At 70.6% G+C, this 19,781-nt stretch carries 8 protein-coding genes and 5 pseudogenes; 6 read left to right on the top strand and 7 right to left on the bottom strand.

The features are described from left to right. Positions 1-9: 9 nt before the first annotated feature. Positions 10-1,539: a helix-turn-helix domain-containing protein gene (locus tag OC490_RS37445; protein WP_262062500.1), complete on the top strand. Its 1,530-nt coding sequence runs from the start codon at positions 10-12 to the stop codon at positions 1,537-1,539. A gap of 473 nt (positions 1,540-2,012) precedes the next feature. Beyond that, positions 2,013-2,162, top strand: a pseudogene (locus OC490_RS37440) (L-serine ammonia-lyase, iron-sulfur-dependent, subunit alpha); the annotation flags it as partial. A 989-nt stretch (positions 2,163-3,151) separates the two neighbouring features. Here the strand turns inward: OC490_RS37440 and OC490_RS37435 are convergent. Further along, a complete protein-coding gene (locus OC490_RS37435) occupies positions 3,152-3,787 on the bottom strand; it encodes a TetR/AcrR family transcriptional regulator (protein ID WP_262062499.1) in 636 nt (211 codons plus the stop codon). 373 nt (positions 3,788-4,160) lie between these two features. Between OC490_RS37435 and OC490_RS37430 the strand changes: the two genes are divergently transcribed. The 4 genes from OC490_RS37430 (at position 4,161) to OC490_RS37415 (ending at position 6,827) form a co-directional block, all read left to right on the top strand. Beyond that, on the top strand, positions 4,161-4,655 hold the full coding sequence (locus tag OC490_RS37430) for a PPOX class F420-dependent oxidoreductase (RefSeq protein ID WP_262062498.1): 495 nt from the start codon (positions 4,161-4,163) through the stop codon (positions 4,653-4,655). Positions 4,656-4,803: 148 nt separating this feature from the next. Next, complete coding sequence (locus tag OC490_RS37425; protein WP_262062497.1) at positions 4,804-5,331, top strand: carboxymuconolactone decarboxylase family protein; 528 nt, start codon at positions 4,804-4,806, stop codon at positions 5,329-5,331. Positions 5,332-5,379: 48 nt separating this feature from the next. Beyond that, positions 5,380-6,213, top strand: a complete 834-nt coding sequence (locus OC490_RS37420; protein WP_262062496.1) for a TauD/TfdA dioxygenase family protein — start codon at positions 5,380-5,382, stop codon at positions 6,211-6,213. 23 nt (positions 6,214-6,236) lie between these two features. Further along, positions 6,237-6,827: a nuclear transport factor 2 family protein gene (locus tag OC490_RS37415; protein ID WP_262062495.1), complete on the top strand. Its 591-nt coding sequence runs from the start codon at positions 6,237-6,239 to the stop codon at positions 6,825-6,827. A gap of 593 nt (positions 6,828-7,420) precedes the next feature. On the opposite strand, the pseudogene OC490_RS37410 reads toward OC490_RS37415, so the two are convergent. From OC490_RS37410 to OC490_RS37385, 6 genes and pseudogenes are all read right to left on the bottom strand, one after another. Next, positions 7,421-8,343, bottom strand: a pseudogene (locus tag OC490_RS37410) (TIGR03564 family F420-dependent LLM class oxidoreductase). Between the two features lie 224 nt (positions 8,344-8,567). Beyond that, on the bottom strand, positions 8,568-8,912 hold the full coding sequence (locus tag OC490_RS37405) for a hypothetical protein (protein ID WP_262062494.1): 345 nt from the start codon (positions 8,910-8,912) through the stop codon (positions 8,568-8,570). 1,071 nt (positions 8,913-9,983) lie between these two features. Next, positions 9,984-10,400: pseudogene (locus OC490_RS37400) on the bottom strand (DNA-binding response regulator); the annotation flags it as partial. Then, positions 10,393-11,028: pseudogene (locus OC490_RS37395) on the bottom strand (hypothetical protein); the annotation flags it as partial. The pseudogenes OC490_RS37395 and OC490_RS37400, both read right to left, overlap by 8 nt. Before the next feature lie 126 nt (positions 11,029-11,154). After that, a complete protein-coding gene (locus tag OC490_RS37390; RefSeq protein WP_262062493.1) occupies positions 11,155-12,393 on the bottom strand; it encodes an RICIN domain-containing protein in 1,239 nt (412 codons plus the stop codon). 38 nt (positions 12,394-12,431) lie between these two features. Further along, positions 12,432-19,781 (bottom strand): annotated as a pseudogene (locus OC490_RS37385) (hypothetical protein); the annotation flags it as partial.

The following is a 19,781-nucleotide window of genomic DNA, read 5'->3' as shown; positions in this document are numbered from 1 at the left end:
CTCGGCCCCATGGCAGACGACTACCTCGTACGTATCGGCAAGCTCATCCGCGACGCCCGCCAGCACCGGGGCTGGACACAGACGCAGCTTGCCGAGGCACTCGGCACCAGTCAGAGCGCCGTCAACCGCATCGAGCGCGGCAACCAGAACATCAGCCTTGAGATGATCGCTCGAATCGGTGAAGCGCTGGACAGCGAAATCGTCTCACTGGGCTATGCCGGTCCGATGCATCTGCGGGTCGTCGGCGGTCGTCGGCTGTCCGGCGCGATCGATGTGAAGACCAGCAAGAACGCGTGCGTGGCACTGCTGTGCGCCTCGCTCCTCAACAAGGGGCGCACAGTGCTGCGCCGGGTCGCGCGGATCGAGGAGGTGTACCGCCTTCTGGAGGTACTCGGCTCGATCGGCGTCCGCACCCGCTGGATCAACGACGGCGTCGACCTGGAGATCGTGCCGCCGGCCGAGCTGGACATGGCGTCGATCGACGCCGAGGCGGCCCGCCGCACCCGCTCGATCATCATGTTCCTCGGCCCGCTGCTGCACCGCATGGACAGTTTCAAGCTGCCGTACGCGGGCGGCTGCGACCTCGGCACGCGCACCATCGAGCCGCACATGATCGCGCTGCGCCGGTTCGGCCTCGACATCGCGGCGACCGAGGGCCTCTACCACGCCCAGGTCGACCGGTCCGTCACCCTCGACCGGCCGATCGTGCTGACCGAGCGCGGCGACACCGTCACCGAGAACGCGCTGCTCGCCGCCGCCCGCCACGACGGCGTCACGGTCATCCGCAACGCGTCCTCCAACTACATGGTCCAGGACCTCTGCTTCTTCCTGGAGGCGCTCGGCGTACGGGTCGAGGGCATCGGCACCACCACGCTCACCGTGCACGGCGTGCCGACCATCGACATCGACGTGGACTACTCCCCCTCCGAGGACCCGGTCGAGGCGATGAGCCTGCTGGCCGCCGCCGTCGTCACCGAGTCGGAGCTGACGGTCCGCCGGGTGCCCATCGAGTTCCTGGAGATCGAGCTCGCGGTCCTGGAGGAGATGGGCCTCGACCACGACCGCACCCCCGAGTACGTAGCGGACAACGGCCGTACGCGCCTGGTGGACCTCACGGTCCGGCCCTCCAAGCTGGAGGCGCCGATCGACAAGATCCACCCGATGCCGTTCCCCGGCCTGAACATCGACAACGTCCCGTTCTTCGCGGCGATCGCGGCGGTCGCACAGGGCCAGACCCTCATCCACGACTGGGTCTACGACAACCGCGCGATCTACCTCACCGACCTCAACCGCCTCGGCGGACGCCTCCAACTCCTCGACCCGCACCGCGTGTTGGTCGAGGGCCCCACCCGCTGGCGCGCCGCCGAGATGATGTGCCCGCCGGCGCTGCGGCCGGCCGTGGTCGTCCTGCTGGCGATGATGGCGGCGGAGGGCACGTCCGTGCTGCGGAACGTGTATGTCATCAACCGGGGTTACGAGGACCTGGCGGAGCGGCTCAACTCCATCGGGGCGCAGATCGAGATCTTCCGGGACATCTGATCGGCGGGGGTGTCGTGCCCCTGGGAGATGAGGGGCACGACACTCCTAAATGCCTGCCGACCTGCCGTTACACCCTTGCAGGACCCTCCATTGATCACCGCTGTTTTTCATCACCTTGTGCAACGCGAGTGCAAGATGATCTTAAATTGGTGACGATGCATCAGAGATATCCGAGTGAGCGTCAGCCTTCACGGAGTGTGCTCGCCCAAGGGGCCCCGCAATGTCCGCACCGACGGTGCCACTGGCGTTCCTGAGATTCGGAGTTCAGTCCTCGCCGCGCACGCGCACCTAGCGCACTACACCGCTACGGCCAGTTCCAGCCCGGACCTCCACGCGCATCGGCGCTCCTTCGATCATCCGGCTGACCCCCACGTCCGGGTCGGCGGCCTGCTGACCGAGGCGCCCTCTGAGAGCATCCGCGACAGCCCTGCGCGGGAGCGCGTCGAGACGAGCAGTGAAATGCGTGCTGCCGTCGTCGGGCCTGCCAACGGGATGGGAGGGCGGACGCGTACGTCGAGGCCAGCAAGGTCATCAAGACCATGAAGGACACCTGCGCGGACATGTCCGTAAAGTACAAGGAGACTGCACGCGGGGGCCTCGCGGTGAACATCATCGAATGCTGACGATGCAGGCTATGACCAGCGCGTTCTTATCTTTCAGCACTGTCCGGGGCTACCCTGCTTACGCGGCGGAAAGTCCCTGGGACAGGCGTGAAAGTCCCTGAAAAGTCCCTGGGATGTCCATGCGTCGAGGTCGCCCGCGCCTACGCCGCAGTCCGCACCGCCCTCGCCGCCTGAGCGACCGACGCCGGGTCGGATGCGCGGCCCGGACGACGAGGTGGTGCTCGACGAAGCGCACGGCAACTGCTCCGGACCGGGCAACAGCACCGCAGACTCGCGATCGGCGACGCGCAGCGACGCCATCATGAGGCGGTCGCCGGCCTTGACCAACGGAACCGTGGTTGGCGCTGAAATTGATCTTGCGCGATGGCGCCCTTCGGCACCCCCCGGCTCCGACCGCGGGCTCGCAGGAGCGGGCGCAGTGTCGCCGGTCGGGCGCCTGTCCATGTGCGAGTGGGGCTGCCGCATGGACAGACGTGACCGTGGGCCTCAAGCCGCTTCGAGGAAGGGGTAGTCGGTGTAGCCCTCGACGCCCGGCCCGTAGAACAGTTCCGGCCGCGGTTCGTTCTCCGAGCCAGCCAGCGCGTAGGGACCTCCCGATAATCAGCGCGTGGCGACGCCAGCGCGCGAAACCGGTGTTCTGCGGCATCCACGCCTCCAAGCGCCCGATCGAAGTGCTCGCCGGTAATTGCCCTGGTGCGCCGTTTGCGCGCGGCGGCCACCCCGTCCTCGACGGAGACTGCGGCACGACGAGTGACGATCATGGAGTCGTGACTGCCCGCGACAACCGGCCGCTTCGCACGATGCGTAGGTTCAGGCGAGGCGGAACAGCCAGGTTGGCCGGGTCGAGGACGGGAGGCCTCGGGTTGGACGCCGGAGGATCACGGTGACCGTGCACGAACCGCTTCGTGCCATACGGCTCCCCTCGGACGACTTAGGCAACGATCTGCAGGAACCGGGCCGATCCGGGAGCGGTCCACAGAGTCACGCGATCAGTCAGGCGCCTCCTCGCCTGTGAGCGTCGCCCGCGTGGAGTTCTTCTGTTCCACCGGCACCTCGAAATGCCTCAGACATTCGTCGATGAGTGAGCGCACCTCGTCGTGACCTGCCGTGAGACCGAGCATGCGGTCGACCGCCAGGCTGCGGGACAGTCCACCGATCAGGACGACCAGCGCGGACGGGGTGAACCTGTCGTCGTCGATGCCATGGGTGTCGAGGGCCCGCACCAGGACCTCTTCCTGCATCTGCCTAAAGCGAGTGGAGTAGGTGGCGAGTTCCGCACGAATGGTCTCGCGGTGGTTGGCGAGGGCGATGAACTCCATGGTCAGCGCAGCGTGGGTGGGCTCACTGCTGACTTCCCAGACGGCACGCAGCGGGTGCTCCGCCACGAGGGCCCCCCGCATGCGCTTCAGGTTCGCCTCGGCCCCACGACGGAACACCGCCAGGAACAGCTCGTCCATCGTGCGGAAGTAGTAGTAGACGAGGGCAGGGTTGGCGCCGGCCTTCGCCGCGACCTTGCGCGTGCTGACCGCAGCGTATCCCTCCTCCACCATCAGCTGCAGCGTCGCGTCGAGCAGAGCGTTGCGGGTCTTCGAGTCCTCGGACCGGGGCGCCCGCGGGGCGGTCACAGCGCCTCCCCGGCCGGAGGCTCGCCACGGAACTGGTGAGTCAGGGGCACCCAGCCACTGTACCGGTCTTGACCCATCTCACTCTTCAATGTTAGGCATACGCCTAAACAATAAATTAGGCGATCGCCTAACGCCGGGGCGGAGCGCCTGTCCGCGCTTTAGTGCGCCGTGCACCTCGTACGCGAAGGGACCAACCCATGAGAGGCATTGAGACAGCGGTCCGCCCTACGGGCCCGCACCCTCCCTCCGATCGCCGACGACCAGCTGCCTGGTGTCACCCCGGCCCCCGAGGGCGAGGCGTTGTAGCCCAACGGACCGCAGGCACTCTGACCACCAGCACCTCCATCTCCACCTCCACCTCCATGGCGCGGCCGTGAACAGTACAACGCGCGAGAATTTGTGGGAGATCGTCGCGGGCCACCGCGAAGGGGTCCTCGCGACGATCGGTGACGACGGACTGCCTCATCTGTCGAACGTGTACTACATCCCGGACGGACAACGCGCCCCGGTCATCCGCATATCGACGACGGCCACTCGCGCCAAGGGCCGGAACCTGATGCGCGAGGCGCGTGCAGTCCTCCATGTGCCCGGGCCGAACTTCTTCAACTTCGCTGTCGTCGAAGGCAAGGTCGGCTTCGCCCTCGCCGCCTCGCCAGGAGACCCGGCGGTCGACGAACTGTACGCGGTGTACAGGGCCTTCAACGGCGAGGCCGAACGGCCCATGTTCGACCAGAAGATGATCAGAGACCGTCGGATGATCGTGCGCATCGAGGTCACGAGGCTCTACGGTCTCGTGCACCGCGACGAGCGACGGCCCAGGCGTCCCGAGGGCGCCGCGAAGGAGGACGGCCTCGGTGACCGGCGTTGACGGATCACCGGGCCCAATGGCCCGGTCCGGTGGCCAGGTGGCGAGCGCCTCAAGCGCGGCACGAGAACGGACAGATCATCGGAGCCCCGGAGGGACCAACTACATGGCGCACGTCGAACCGCTTCCAACCAAGCAGTGGCCGCCAGAGATGCGTGACGCCATGGCCGCCCTCGCGCCGTCTTCTCCACGCCATCCGCGGCTCGTCCACGAGGGCCGGCCCAAGGCTCTGAACCTTCTTGGCACCTTCGCGCACCACCCGGCGCTGGCCCGGGCGTTCTTCACCCTCAACGGTCACGCGCTGCTCGGCACGACCCTGTCTTCGCGGCAGCGCGAGATCCTCATCCTTCGCGTCGCGCACGTCCGCAACGCGCCGTACGAGTGGGCTCAGCACCTGCTCGCCGCCCATGACGCCGGCTTGGACGACGAGGAGATCGAGCGGATCCGCTCGGTCCCTGAAGCGCCCCCCTGGAATCCGCTGGAAGCCGCTCTGCTGCGGGCTGCCGACGAACTGGTCGGTGAGGGCGCCATCGCCGAGGAGACCTGGACGGTGCTGACGTCCGAGCTGGACACCCAGCAACTGCTCGATGTCATCGTCACCGTCGGCGCCTACGAAACCGTCGCCTGGCTGCTCCGTTCCTTCGCCGTCGACTTCGACGACGACCTCACGTACGGCTGACACCCGACAGCGCGTCTCCCCGCCACTCCCCCACCGCAAGGAGACATCATGGCCCTCTCCGTAACTCCCATCGCACCCGAGATCGGCGTGGAGTTCGCCGGTCTGTCGGGCCACCAGCTGGTCGACCGCAAGGTAGCCGACGACCTCCGGAAAGCGCTCCAGGCCCACGGGGTGGTGGTCTGCCGCGAGGCGCACATCGGGGACGCGGATCTCGTCGCCCTGAGCCGCATGCTCGGCGATGTCGTCGTCCCTCCTCTTGGCAGCGCAGCCGGCCACCCGGAGGTTCAGAAAATCAGCCTCGACCCCGCCAAGAGCGAACTGGCCGCCTACCAGCAGGGGACGTTCCACTGGCACCTCGACGGCGCAACCGACGCCGTACCACAGAAGGCCACACTGCTGACGGCCCGCGAGGTCTCCGACGAGGGCGGAGACACCGAGTTCACCAACACCTTCTCCGCCTATGCCGCATTGCCGGAGGAGGAGAAGCAGCAGTTGGCGGGGCTGCGGGTCGTGCACAGCTTCGCCGCGGCCCAGCTGCTGGTCACCCCCGAGCCATCGCAGAAGGAGCTCACGGCCTGGCAGCGAGTCCCCTCCCGCGAGCACCCGCTGGTGTGGACCCACAGCGACGACCGCAAGTCCCTGCTCATCGGGGCCACCGCCGACTGCGTGGTCGGCCTGACCGCCGCCGAAAGCCGTGCGCTGCTCGACCGCTTGCAGGAGTGGTCGACACGGCCCCGATTCGTACTGCGCCACCACTGGCGCCGCGGTGACCTGGTCATCTGGGACAACACCGGAATGCTGCACCGCGCCCTGCCGTACCGGCAGACATCGCCCCGACTCATGCACCGCACCACCTTGGTCGGCGAGGAAGCCGTCGCGTAACCAGGCAAAGGGAGACGCCCGAGATGAACCATGTGAACAACACGCACGATGTGAGCAATGAGGGACAACTCGGGGCCCTGCAACGGGACGTCCAGTTCCTGATGGACCGCACTGCCATCCTCGACTGCGTCGCGACCCACGCGCGTGGACACGACCGCCACGACGCCGAGCTTCTGACGGCCGCCTACCACGAAGACGGTCTCGACGAGCACGGGCATACCATCAACTCCGGCCCTCAATACGCGGCTTGGGCCAACCAAATGCATGCGGCCGCCGCCCAGCTGCACACCCACAACATCACCACCCACATCTGCGAGATCGACGGCGACATCGCCCATTGCGAAAGCTACGTGCTGGTCGGGCTGCTCAATCCCGACGGCCGCACGGCACAACTGATGAGCGGCCGCTACCTCGACCGGCTCGAACGCCGCGACGGAACCTGGCGGATAGCGCTACGCCGCTCCACCGTCGAACTGGCCCTCAGCGCAGACGCCTCACTACTACAGACCCCCTTCTTCACCAGGCAGGGCTTCGTGAAGGGAACCCGGGATACGACCGATCTGTCGTATCGGCGACCGCTCCGGCACGACACGGAGCCGCCGGAGCGCTGGTGACCGGCGATGGACAAACACAGCCGGTACACCGACCGTCCGGGCCACCTACGTTGCTCACCGCGTAGCATCCCGTCCACTACGTCGACATGGTCGCCCGCGCCCGTCATCCGCCGCACGCCGCCGACAAGGGGGCTGACGAACAGCGAGCCGCGCCGTGGTCGCCTCACGGTCCGGACCACGCACCGCTGCGGGGCATAGCGCGCCCGACCGGAAGGGCAGCACAACACGAGCCCACCCGTGACCGCGCCGTTGGGGTGGTCCTGCCGGAGCTCTCTGTCGGGCAGGTTCTCGGACCATGGCGCCGCGCAACGACATCGAGTACCTCGTCGGCGTTGCTGGGAACCGAATCGGAGCGCCAGGCCAGATGGCCGTCAGGCCGGACCGGTACGAACAGACGCTCGCACCGGTGCGGACGGTCGGGCCCCCATCGCGTACGAGGACCACGCCGTCGTCCCTGCCTAAGAAGCCGAGAAGGCCCAACACCTTGACGAACGCCTCAGAATCGGCCGCAGAACCGACGCCTGGCCGACTCACCCGTTGCTCGCCGTGCGGGACACGAACCTAGGGTCGTACTGAAACACACATCGCCCGACTCAAGTGGTGAGCTCTCGCAGCAGGTCCCTGGTCCGGCGGAGGGACGCCACCCTGGCCTCCTTGGTGTCCCCAACAGGGAAAGACGCGGCCCAGATCTCGGTGGCTCCGGAGTCGAGGAGTCCCTGAAGCTGGACCCGGACCGATCTCTCCGTACCGACGATAGCCGCATCCGCGGGGCTCGCGGCGCCGCCGATGTCGAGGATTCGCTGGTAGTTGGGCATGCCGCCGTACTCGGTGGTGGTGGCCGCCGCAGCGGCGCGGGCCTCCGCCTCGTCGTCGTGGACAGCGATCGGCAGCCCGGCGACGATGCGCGGCGCGGGCCGTCCGGCGGCGGAGGCAGCAGCGTAGAGTCGCGGGGCGACATGGGACTCGATCGCCTTCGCTGACGCCATCCACAACACCGTCCCGTCGGCGTACTGCCCGCCACACGCAGCAGCCGTGGTGAAAGGGCGGAGACCAGGACCGGCACGGGATGTGCGGGGGCGGTCAGGTGGCCGATGCTGTGGACGGTCCAGTCCTCCCCGTCGATGTCCACGGTCTCGCCGCGCAGCAGGCCGGTAAGGATCCGGATGTACTCCTCGGTGCTGCGCCCGGGATGGTCGTACGACAGTCCGTACACCCCACGGACCAATGGTTTGTGGGAGGGGCCTATACCCAGAGTGAAGCCGGGTCGGTTCATGGCGGCGACGACTGAGGAAGCCCGGTTCGCCTGGAGCAGGGGGTGGCACGGATACGTCTGCAGGACGGCCGTGCCCAGTTCGATGGACCGTGTGGCCCGGCCCGCCAGTGCCATGGCCACCAGCGGATCACCACTGACGACGCTGGCGTACCAGAGCGCGCTGAAGCCGTCCGCCTCGGCCCGCTCGGCCTGTCGGACGATCCCGTCGGGAGTCGCTGCCCCACCTGTCAGCCCGATACGCATGAGTCCTCGTTCCGTTGTGGGTTGGTCGCGCTACCAGCAAGCGGCAGGCCCTGACAGGACAGGTCGCTCCCCTGCGCGTGCCTTCAAGGAAGCCCTGCCGGGCAAAGCAGGAACTTCTCAGGAGGAAGGCGTCACCCGCGAGCGTCGATTCCACGGTCGAGCAACGCACCACGGCCTTCCAGGCATCGCCGCAGCCCCCGATGGGTCCCGGTGGCGACCGCTGGTCAACTAAGCACCAGAGGCCCGTGTCCGAGCAGGGCCACCAGGACGTAGCTCTCGCAGTGCGCGGTCGCGCTGTCGATCCCGCATGTGTCGTTCGTGATGTTGTAAGTGTGCTGTTCGGGACTGGCGACGTGGACCTTGTTCGCCCAGTTCGCACAGGCTGAACCGAGCTCGACCGCGTGTCCACGGTCGCCGAAACCGTCGACGTGGTAGGCGGCGGTCAGGGCACCTGTGTCGAGGCTGCTGTGCCCACGCGCACGTTTGAAGACACAGCCCAGAATCACGGCGAGGCACCGCAGGTAGCGCACATGCCGCGGCTGTTGTTCGAGTGGCTCTTCGATGAGCATGCGGAAGCCCTCCGCTCGTCGAGTCACCGCAACTCCGATGGCGGGGCGAGAGAGATGAGTGCCAAGGCCACGGTCGCTCCTTCAGAGTGTGGGCCGGCGGGCACGGCGAGCGCATCAGCGTCCGGCTCGCGTTCGACATGGATTTAGACGACTGCCTAATAATGCTTAGGCACATGACTAACAGCCCGCAGCCAGGCCGGTCAAGACTGCCGCAGGGGCCACGCAACCGCGCCTCAGAATTCAGTCGAGACATGGGATGCGCAACGCGATCGAACCGTTGCGCGCTGGACGCCATTGCCGCCCCCTGCGCAATGACCCCCATGGAAGTCACGCGACACCGCCCAGTGTCGGCGGCGGCTGAATCCTTGCCCTTCCAAGATTTCCGTGAAGCCGGTCACGATCCCGCTACCTTGGTGACTCTGGGTGTTCGGCGGCTGGCGGCTACGAGGTCATTGCGAAGGTTGCGGGCGAAGCTACGGATCATGGGGAGCTCGGCATCCTCGACTCGGTCGATCGAGCTGGGCAACCGCAGGGTGCCGTCCAGCTTGTCCGTGATCTTGGCGAACTCGCGGCCGTGAGCGGCAGTGTCAGTCAACTCGGGTCAGCGGTCGAGGAGTTGTTTGAGGCGGGGGGATTCCTCGCTGGTCAGCCCGTTGGGGTGACGAGTAAACCAGGTAGTGGCCTGGCGCATGGTCGGAGCCTCGGGCAGACCATTCAACTAGGGGTCGGTTCCACCTAGGGGTTCCAGCCAGTGGCGCACACTGTGGGCGCTACCGGGATAGCCGAGCTCGCGTGGTTCGCGGTGGAGCCGTCCCCTATCGGTGCAGCCCTCGTTCCACCGCTGGTTGAGGTAGGTAGCGGGCGCCTCCAGCGTCGTTCGCAGGAGGTCAGGTTGGAGCTCGACGGGGTGGTGCCGTTGGGGAGAGGCGGGCCGCGTCCAGCATTGCGGCATGGACGCTTCTACTGGCCACTGCCCCCAGGCGGTTCAGTCGGAACGAACCGTCTCCGTTGCGCACCTTCAACTGTGGCTTGTGCTCCAGCAATTGAGTCAGGGCGCTAGCTCCCAGGTTGTCAAGGCGACAAGTCCGTGTGCGGTTTGACGAGGCCGCTCTGGTAGGCGATGACGATGAGTTGGGCGCGGTCGCGGGCGGCCAGTTTGGTCATGGCGCGTTGGATGTGGCTGCGTACGGTCAGCGGGCTCAGGACCAGTCGTTCAGCGATTTTGGCGTTGGACTGTCCGTAGGCGGCCAAGGCCGTGACCTCGCGTTCGCGGTCGGTGAGCGCCTTGACGGCGTCGGGCAGGGCGAGGAAGCCGTCGGTGTCGGGGGTGGCGAGGAACCGGGTGATGAGGGCCCGGGTGGCGGACGGCGACAGGAGGGCCTCACCGGCCGCGACCGTGTGGATGCTCGACAGGAGGACCTCGGGGCTTACGCCCTTGCCGAGGAAGCCGCTCGCGCCCGCGCGCAGAGCCTTGGCGACGTTCCGTGATGTGTTCGATGGCCTGCCGGCGCTGCTGGTCGGCGTACGCGCTCACTCCCACCGCGACGGCCATGAGCACGAGCGGGGCGGCCACGGTGAGCGCCGTACCGCCGGCGGCAGCGGCACCGGCGGTGGCACCGGCCCCACCCACCGTGCCTACAGCGGCCGCTCCACCGACCGGCACGAACCTCGCGTTGGCGGCAATCCTGCCCGACGGCCCCACGAGCGGACCCAGTACGCCACCGGCTCCCCCCTTCGACACCATCGGGCGAACGACACCCTGCCCGAACCGGGCGGCGACCTTCGCCGGGACCACCATGCGGTACAGGCCCTCGCCGGAGGCGGTCGCTCTGGCCGCCGTGAGGGACGTGCGCGTCGACTGCGTGATGAACTGCGACAGGTGCTGCGCCAAGGGACTGGCGGCGTCGAGCGGGAGGCCTCGGCCGCGGTCGATCCTGTCGGGAAGCGGATGTGCCTCCAGCGTGACGATCGGCTCGTCGGCCATGACGGCCAGCACTCCCCGCAGTTCGGCCAGGCGCTCAGCCGTCATCGGCTCGCCCGCGGGCAACCCCGGGGCCTTCACGTCGGCGGTCGCCAGCGTCCACACGGGCACGGTCGTCCTGCGGTCGTCGGTCATCGTCCCCCCTGTTGCTCCTGCAGCAGGGTACGGGTCCGCAGCGGACGAGAACGGCGCGTGGTCGTCAACGGATCACAACGTCCCGGCGTCCGAACCGCCGTGAACGGTGCGGTGGCGCCGGTGTGGTCAGCGGGTGCTCCACTTCTGGTTGTCCTGGCCGTTGCAGTCCCAGAGTTGGAGCCGGGTGCCGTTGGCGGTCTTCTGGTCCTTGACGTCCACGCACTTGTTGGCCTGCGGATTGACCAGGTCGTTGCTGGAGTTGAGGCGGAACTGCTGGGCCGGGTTGCCGCTGCACACCGCGAGCTGGATCACCGCGCCGTTCGCCGACGAACCCCAGGCGACGTCCATGCACAGGCCCATCGAGCGGACCGTGCCGTCCGAACGGAAGTCCCACTTCTGCCAGTTCTTGCCGGTGCAGCTGTTGATCTGCAGCGGCGAACCGTCTGTTCCCTTGTGACTCACCATCTCGATGCACTTGTTGGAGGCGTGGCTGTAGATGGTGGTGCCGGGGGCGGTGGTCACCGTCTTGGTCGCGGTGACCTTGGTGGTGGACTTCTTCTTCGAACTCCCGCCGGAGGAAGCCTTCTTGGGGGCCTGGGCGGAACTGCCCGCGATCACTCCGGCACCCGAACCGGCACCGGCGGCTGCGGCTCCCCCACCGTTCTTCACCGTGTTCTTCTTGCTGCCGCCCACCGTGTTCGAGGGGGTCGGTTTCGGCGAGGCCGGGTCCGGGCTGGCCGAACCATAGGCGCCGGCACCGATGTTCGCCGTCGCGCTGTTCAACACGGTTCCGGCGTCGGCCACTTGCTCCGACGGCTTCCCGTCCGAACCCGACCTGCCGAGCAGGCCGGACACCAGGAACGGCACGCCGATCAGCAGCGCGCCGGCTATCGCGGCACCGGCGAGGAGGCCTCGGGAGGGGCGGCCGAAGGCGGGGGCCGCGGCGGCGGTGTCCTCGCCGGTGCCGGAACCGGCCCCGGATTCGGACGAGGCTCCGGTCGCGGTGGCCGTGGCGGCCTCGGGATCGGGTTCCGGGTCGGAGGCGGAAGCGGAGGCAGCGGCCGAGGTGGGGGCGGCGTGGGTGTCGGGTTCCGGTTCCGCTTCCGTTGCCGAGCGGGTGCCTGCACCGACGCCGACACCTGCTTCCTTGGTCACTCCCCCACCTGTGGCCGGGAGTTGGGCCGGGGCTGTGAGTGCCGCCTCCGCCTGCGCCGCGGTCTCCGAGGCGCCGGCCGTCGTCTCACCGCTCGTCGGCGGGAGTGCCGTCGCGGTCTCGGGGGCGCCGCCCGTGGTGGTGTCCGGGGCCGGGGCGGGCTCCGTCCCGCCCGTCGCTGCCTGGTGCTGCGGGCTGTTCTTGCCGGACATGCTGTTTCCTTCCAGAAGGGTGATCGGGTGACGACCGGTCAGTTGTCGTCCGGGGCGGGCGGGTTGACCGAGAACCGGTTGCCGTCGAAGTAGAGGGTCAGCGGGGTGCCGTCGGCCGGGCCGAACCGGTCGGTGCGGCCGTCCGGGCCGAGCAGTTGGACCGGTCGGCCGCTGTCCCGTGCGACCAGGGCCGCCAGGGTGGACACGTAGCCGAGGATGTCGTCGGGGCGGGCCAGCACCAGGGCGAGGCGCGCGGGGTCGTCCAGTCCGGCCTCGGCCACCGTCACCGTGCCGTTCTGGAGGATCGACTGGGCGCGCAACTCCTCGGTGAGGGCGCCGATTTCCGCCAGCGCGCCGGTCGGCACCGAGGTGTCCGGGGCCGGGAGCCCTGCGTCGTCGGGGGCGCCATGAGCCGCTACGTCGGCCCGGGCCCAGGTGAGGAGGGCGGTGTGGGGGTCGCCGGTGCGGGGCCAGGTGGGGGCGGTACCGGAAGCGGTGGTGCCGGGGGCGGTGAGCAACTGGGCCAGTGAACGGGCGAACGTCTCCGGGCCCTGCGCCCGCGACACGGCGAGGTGGTGACGGACCCCTCCGGGTTCCTCGCCGGTCTCGTTCCCGGCTCCGCCCGGCCGCAACTCCGGTTCCTGGGGCGCTGCTTCGGGCTCGACCTCCGGTCCGCCCGCCGGCTCCTCCGTCAGTTCGGCCGGCGGGCGGGCGCCGCTGCGGGCCGGTGTCGGGCGGGGCGTACGGCGGGGCCAGGCGGCCGGGGTGGCGGCCAGGGAGCCGGTTGTCAGGAGTGCCGTGCCGTCGCCCGCCGCCGCTCGCTGTGCTTCGAGGAGGGCCACGACATCGCCGAGATCCCGCTGCGCGTGGCGCTGCCGGGCCGCCTGCCGGGCCTGCTCGGCGAGCGCGTCGGTGATCTCCAGGCCGAGGGCGGCCAACGCCTCCTGGGCCGCGTCCCGCGCGTCGACCGTCCGGCCGTGGAGTGCGGTGGCCTCGGTGAGCGCCGCCCGGGCCGTGCGGTCTGTCGCGGTCGCCGTCGCGGCGAGGTTCCGGGCCCGGGTCAGGACGTCGGCGGCGGTACGGGCCGCGCCCTGGGCCAGGCCCAGCCGACGCCTGGTGTCGTCGGCCGCGTGCCGGGCGGTCTCGACGGCGCGGTCGGCTGCCTCGGCCACCGTCCGCGCCTGGTCCAGCGCGCGCTGCGCCCGGTCGCGGCGCGACTCACTCCGGGCGAGCGAACCGGGGCCGCCCGACGCCGAGTTGCCCTCGCCGCGAGCCGAACTCCCGCCCTGCGCCGCCGAGTCGGCAGTCTGCCGTGCGGCCCGTTCCGCCGCTTCGCGCGCGGCCTCCGCCGCCTCCCGTACGGCCTCCTGTGCCGCCCCCAGCTCTCCCTCCGCCGTGCGGACGGCCTCGTGGGACTCCCCCGCCACCCGGGTTGCGGCCGTCACCCGCTCGGTGTGGCCCTCAAGGTCCGTGGTCAACTCCGTTACGCGGGCGCGCCGTTCACGATCGGCCTCGGCGGCGTCCGTGACGGCCCGCTCGGCGGCAACGAGTTGATCGGCCGCGGTGTCCGCCGCGGCGCGGGCGTCGGTCACGTCCTGTTCCGCCTGTTCCACCGGCTCTCGCGCCTCGTCCCACACGCGGCGGGCCTCCGGCATCCCCTCCTGGAGCCGGGCCTCCCGCACCCGAGCGTCGTCCTCCGCCTGCCCGGCCTCCTCCAGCATCCGCATCTGATCACGTACGGCCGTCCAGCCGGCTTCGTGCGCCGCGTCGCCCTGACTCGCGCCGTCCCCGCCCCGGACACCCCGACCCGAGCCGTCCAGGCCGCCGCGCCGCACGCCGCCCCGACGCCCGCTGCTCGGGCCCGCGCTGCTCGGACCCCGGTCTTCCGGCTCCTCGTCGCGCAGCCCCGCGTCGCGCTCCTCCACCCCCGGTGTCGTCTCCGGGTCCCCGTTCACGTCGAACCGGCGGAAGCGCACGCCCTCGCCGTCGCGCAGGGCGAGTTCGACGGGGCGCCGTAGCCGCACGGCCGTACCCGAGGCGGCGTAGAGAGCGCGGGCCGTCTGTTCCGCGCTGCCGTCCGTGGCCAGCCAGAGTTGGAGCATGGCGGCGGTGTCGGGCGCCGGGTGCTGGGCCGCCTCGATGCCCTGGGCCAGCAGGGTCGGGAGGTCGCGGAGCGCTACCGTGCGCCAGTCGCGCAGGACGTCGGGTGCGCGTCCGTCCTGGGCCTGGGTATCGGCCGCCGCGCGGGTCAGGGACGCGCCGTCGTACACGCCCGGGTCGGTGCGCGGAGCGGTGACGCCGTGGCCGAGGAGGTCGCGCTCCAGGGGGCGCAGCCGGACCGTGCCGGACACGTACCGGGTGCCGTTCGGGCCGTGGACGGTGAGCAGGGCGTCGGCGAGGATCTCGTGGCTGCGGGTGCCGCGCGAGTCCGCCGGGGTGGTGGTGTTGCCGTGCTTGAACCACTCGCGGCGGATGCCGCCGACGCCCGCGCCCGAGCCCGGGTCCTGCGCCTGGCGGGCCAGCACCGGCATGGTGAAGCCGAGGATCTGGCGGTTGGAGTCGTCGGCGCTGAAGCCGCCCTGCGCCGAGAGACCGCCGGTGATGCCCGCGTGCGAGGAGGAGCCCGCGCTGAATGTGCTGAGCCGCACCCGGTCCACGGTCACATCGCCGGTGTCGGTCACCGGGCGCGGCCGGAACAGCTCCACGGTGAGCCGGGGCGGGGTGCCGGGGGCGCCCTGGAACGGGCGGGCGCCCGGCATCGTGGTCGTGAGGCCGCCGGGGCCGCGCGGGTGGTCCAGCGAGACGGTGCCCGCCTGGAGGAGTTCGCCGATCCGTACGGCGGTGGTGTCCGCGGAGTCGGAAGCGGCCAGCGACTGCCAGGAGTTGGTCAGCGCCGGGGCCACTTCGCCGAGCGCGGCGGCGAGTTGGGTGCCCGCGTCGAAGCCGAAGACCGGCGCGGGGCCGCCCGGGGTGAAGCGGCGCCCGGTCAGCGTCGGCCGGCGTTCCGAGCGGCCTGCCGTCAACTGCCGCTCGGCCGGGGCGGGTTCGGCAGTCTCGCTGCCGGTGAAGCGCAGCGCGGCGGCGGCGTGCACCGTGGTGGTGCGCGTCGGGCGGCCGAAGAAGAGATGGGCGATGCGGTCGGCGAGCGGGGTGTTCGCGTCGGTCAGGCTGAGCACACCGTGCTGGAACACGCTGCCCGGCAGGTCCACCAGCCAGTCGGCAGTCACCGTGGACCGCACGGTGGCAACGAGCCGGTACGGGACGCCGTCGAAGTCGGCGACGTTGTCGGTGCGCAGCCAGTGCCGGTCCTCGGCGGCCCGGGTCACCCGTGCCGAGTTGCCGCGCACCGTGTCGGCGCTCAGCAGGGCGCCCGCGCGGTCGGTGCGGGGGCCGCCGGTAGGCCTGGGGAGCCGGGTCTGGAGCTGGACGAACCCGGAGTGCCGGGTGCTGTCGGCGGTCCGGTCGGTCACCGAGGACGGGGTGTGGCCGTGGTACTGCTCGATGCCGGAGCCCGCTGCCGCCGGGTGGCCACGCAGCTGTCGCAGCGCGTGGTCGTCGGCGTCCGGCCGGGCCGTGAGGGTGACCTCGACGAGGCGGGCGCCGCCGTAGCCGACATGGCGGAAGCGGAAGCGCTGGACGCGGCCGGGGCCGCGGCCCGCCAGGGTGCGCAAGCCCGCCGTGGAGGTGAGGTCCGCGATGCGGGTGGCAACGCCCGAGAGGTACGACGCGTGGCCCGGCCGGGTGGTGCCGGGTGCCTCGTCCTCGATGAGGGTGAGGAGTTGGCTGCGCAGTCGGTCGGGGCGTTGCACCGTGCGGGTGGCGTCGGTGTACTCGTCCATCGCCTGGACGCTGCCGAGACCCACCTCGCGGGAGGCGACGAAGCGGCGCGGCAGTTGCACGGAGCCCGGTACCGGGGTGGGCACGGTAAGACCGGGCACGGTCATGAACCATGCCGCGTGGCGGCGGATCTGTGCCGGGGTGGCCAGGAACCGTACGGCGTCCGGGAGTTCGACCGCCACCGTCACGGCGCGGCTCTCGCCCTGCCCGAGCGCGTTGCCCACGGCGTTGCGGCGGCCACGCCGGAACGTGACCAGCAGGAGTGCATCGGCCGTGATGCGGTGCTGGGCGCCGCTCTCGGTGGCCGTGCGGTTCACGACCGTCGAGGAGGCCAGCGCCCGTGACAGGTCGGTGCGGGTGGTACGGGTGTAGCGGGCCGAGGGGTTGAGGCTCGCCTGGCGGGGCGCTGATTCGGTCGTGGCGGCACCTTCCTGCTGCTCCGGGTCGTCGACGCGACGCAGCAACGTGCCGCCGTCGCCGAAGCCTCCGATGTCGCCGTCGTTGCCCGCGGCCTGGTCGGAGCCCGGGGTCTGTACCGAGGAGCTGTTGCGGACCGCGGTGAGGCCGCCCGCCCACTGCGCGGCGCTTGACACCCCGCGCTGCTGCCCGGCACCGTCGGCGGCGGCGAGCCCGGTCTCGAAGTACTGGGTGATCTCGCCCGACGCGTGCGGGCGGCGCAGGGCGCCCCGGATCTCCACCGACAGCACCTCGTCCGCGGCGAGCCCGGGCAGGGTGAGCCCCTCGACCACGTAGGCGCCCTTGAACACCTGGTGGCCGCGGGCCAGCAGGGCGGCGGGGCTGCGGGCGGCGGTCAGCATCTCGGCCGTCACGGTGGTCGGGTCGGTGGCCGCGGCGCCGGCCAGCGACTCGCCGACGGCGCGTCCAACACGCGCCACCGGCGCCGGAGTTCGCTCAGCGACCGCGTCCCGTACGCCGTCCAGCAGACCGCGCGCCGGATGCCCCTGGTAGGTGTTGCCGAGCACCGCCCGGAATGCCTCGTCCAGTGCGGCCGACGCCTGGAACACCTCCACCATCGCGTCGTCCGGCAACGGCACCGAGTCGGGCAGCGGGCCGCCGTCCGCGTCGGTCAGGTCGAGCAGCGTACGGTCGGCGTCGGTGGCGGCCCGCACGGTGTGCGCGGCGGGCGCCACCGGGACGGGCTCGTCGGCGGGCAGCGTACGGTGCGTCGGCACCGACAGCCGCAGCACGCCGGGCACCCGGTCCGGCGGTGGGGGCGGGGGCGGGTCGTTCGGGCCGGGCGGCGGGGCGCCGTGCGGGACGTACGGCTCCTGGACCGTCTCGTGCGCGAACCGCACCAAGGGCTGGTCCCCCGGCCCCTCGTACAGATCGAGTGCCAGATCGGCCGGCACCTCGAACACCTCGCTGCGCTGCCCCGCACCGCTGCCGATGAACTGCTGGTCGTGCCCGAGGGACACCTGCACGCTGTTGTCGTGCTGCACCTGGTGGGAGCGCACATGGTCGCCAGTGCCGCCGAGGGTCCACGCGCCGCCGCGCACCGGCACTCCGAACGAACCGCCGCCGCCGTACGACGCCCCGTACTGCGACCCGTTCTGGTCGGTGGCCACCGTCGACAGCGAGGATAGACCGATGCCCTGGACGTCCGGGAGCACCGTGGTGTGCGTGCTCTCGCCCGCGCCGCGCACCGCGCTGAGCACCAGCCGCACCCTGCGGGTACCGCTCACGGTCGGGATCTCCAGGAAGAGTGAGTGGCCGCCGTCCACCATGGCGTCCGCCGCGGCCCGCTGCCCGACCTGCGAGCGGGTCTGCTCGAACCGGCGCAGGTTGTTCAACTGGGCCTGCACCAGCGCCTCGTCGGGCAGCACGCGGTTGCGCGCGTTGGTGTCGGCGGGCAGGAAGCCCTCGCGGCGCAGCCAGTTCTCGGCGTGCACGAAGAGGGGTTCGGTGCCCGCCACGCCGAGCGGTGTCGCCGTGCTGCCGATCGCCCGCAGATGCTCCAACTCCGCCGGGAGCTGTCGCAGTTCCTCCGCCGACGGGGCATGACCCTGGGCGTCCTCGGCCGTCAGCAGCCGCAGATGCATACCGCGCGGCCAGTCGCCCGGCTCGAAGGTCTGCTGCCCGCCGCCCGGCAGATGCAGCACCAGTGTGTGCCGCACGGCGGCGGGCGCCAGCAGATGGCTGCGGTTGGTGCGCACCGCGTGCATCAGTGCCGCGCTGCCGCTCTGGGTCAGCGCGTCGTTCGTCGCCGCCTGGACCGAGGCCCGCCCCAGCACACCACCGCCGGGACGCCGGGACGCGTCCGGATGCCCCTCGGTGTGGTCGCCGGTGAGCGCCGGACCGATGCTCCCGGACAGCGACACACCGCTGCTGTACTTCGACTGGGCGTCGATCTTCACCACCTGCGTCAGGTGGCTCTCCAGGTTGATCTTCCCGGGGACACTCCGCCGCAGCGGCTCCCCCACCTCCACGTCCGTCAGCAACTGGAACATGCCGACCGCGCGCCCCGAACTGTCGAGCAACACCGGCGAGAAGACACCCCGGTCCCGCTGCATCGGCAGGGTGCCCCGCAGCAACGGCTCCGACAGGAAGGTCTCCAACTCCCCCAGGGAGTCCTTGTCCAGCGTCCGCAGCCGCGCGTCGAAGCGCTGCAACGCCTCCGCGAGCAGCCGCCCCGGCTCCGCCACCGTGTCCACGCCCCAGATCGGAAGGACGTCCAGACCCGCCGCCGCGGGCAACTCCCCGTCCTCGTCCCACGCCAGATGCTGAGGGAACCAGAAGGTCACCGGCCCGTGCGACTGCGGCGCCCCCCAGGTGACGGGTGCGGCCAGCGTCGGAGTGTCCAGCCGTACGTCCCACAGGGCGGTGAAGTCGTACGGCTCCGAAGGCTCGTTGCTGCGCTGTGCCGTCGTCGACTGCACCACCGAGGTCACCGACGCGCTCGACGAGAGCTGGTTCAGGGTCAGCGCGAGGGTCAGCGCCGCGTCGACACCGCGCACCGGGATCGCCCTGCTCACCGGGAACAGCGCGGTCCAAGGCAGCAGCAGGGTACGGATGTTGCCGGACGCCTCCGACGACACCGACTCCTGGGAACCGATGCCACGCCGCTCCACCCGTACGTCCCGCACGGCACCCTCGGCCTGCCCGTACCGGGCCGACGCCACCGGGTCCGCGAGCCGCAACCGCAGGTCCACGTCCCGGACCCGGCCGTCCACGGTCAGCGCGATCCGGAAGCCCAGACTGCCGCGCAGATACGGCAGGTTGATCACCAGCACCTCGGCGCCGGCCACCGTCCGCAACTGCTCCCGCACCGGATGCGTGTCCGCCGCGCGCCCCAGCCCGAGCGCCGTCATCACCTGCTGGTGCAGCCCGTCCACGACCTCCGCCGACAGCGGTTCGAGGTGCACCAGGCCTACGTTGCCGTCCAGTTGGGACCCGTAGGCGAGGACGAACGTCGAAGAGGGCGGCGCGACGGGGGCGTTGGAGGTGGGCCAGGTGAGGGTGCCGTCCGCGGGGATGAGGGTGGTGTCGGGGTCCTGGACAGGACCGCCCTCGAACTGGCCTGTGTGGTCGTG

This window comes from Streptomyces sp. STR69 (genome assembly GCF_024519455.1).
Taxonomy (GTDB): Bacteria; Actinomycetota; Actinomycetes; order Streptomycetales; family Streptomycetaceae; genus Streptomyces.
Note: the sequence above shows the minus strand (reverse complement) of the source record. Positions and strands in the feature narration are given on the sequence as shown.

Coding starts and splice junctions, on each gene's coding strand:
- OC490_RS37425 (WP_262062497.1), top strand. CDS start 4,804: ATGCGTGACGCCATGGCCGCCCTCGCGCCGTCTTCTCCACGCCATCCG.
- OC490_RS37390 (WP_262062493.1), bottom strand. CDS start 12,393: ATGTCCGGCAAGAACAGCCCGCAGCACCAGGCAGCGACGGGCGGGACG.
- OC490_RS37415 (WP_262062495.1), top strand. CDS start 6,237: ATGAACCATGTGAACAACACGCACGATGTGAGCAATGAGGGACAACTC.
- OC490_RS37445 (WP_262062500.1), top strand. CDS start 10: ATGGCAGACGACTACCTCGTACGTATCGGCAAGCTCATCCGCGACGCC.
- OC490_RS37420 (WP_262062496.1), top strand. CDS start 5,380: ATGGCCCTCTCCGTAACTCCCATCGCACCCGAGATCGGCGTGGAGTTC.
- OC490_RS37405 (WP_262062494.1), bottom strand. CDS start 8,912: ATGCTCATCGAAGAGCCACTCGAACAACAGCCGCGGCATGTGCGCTAC.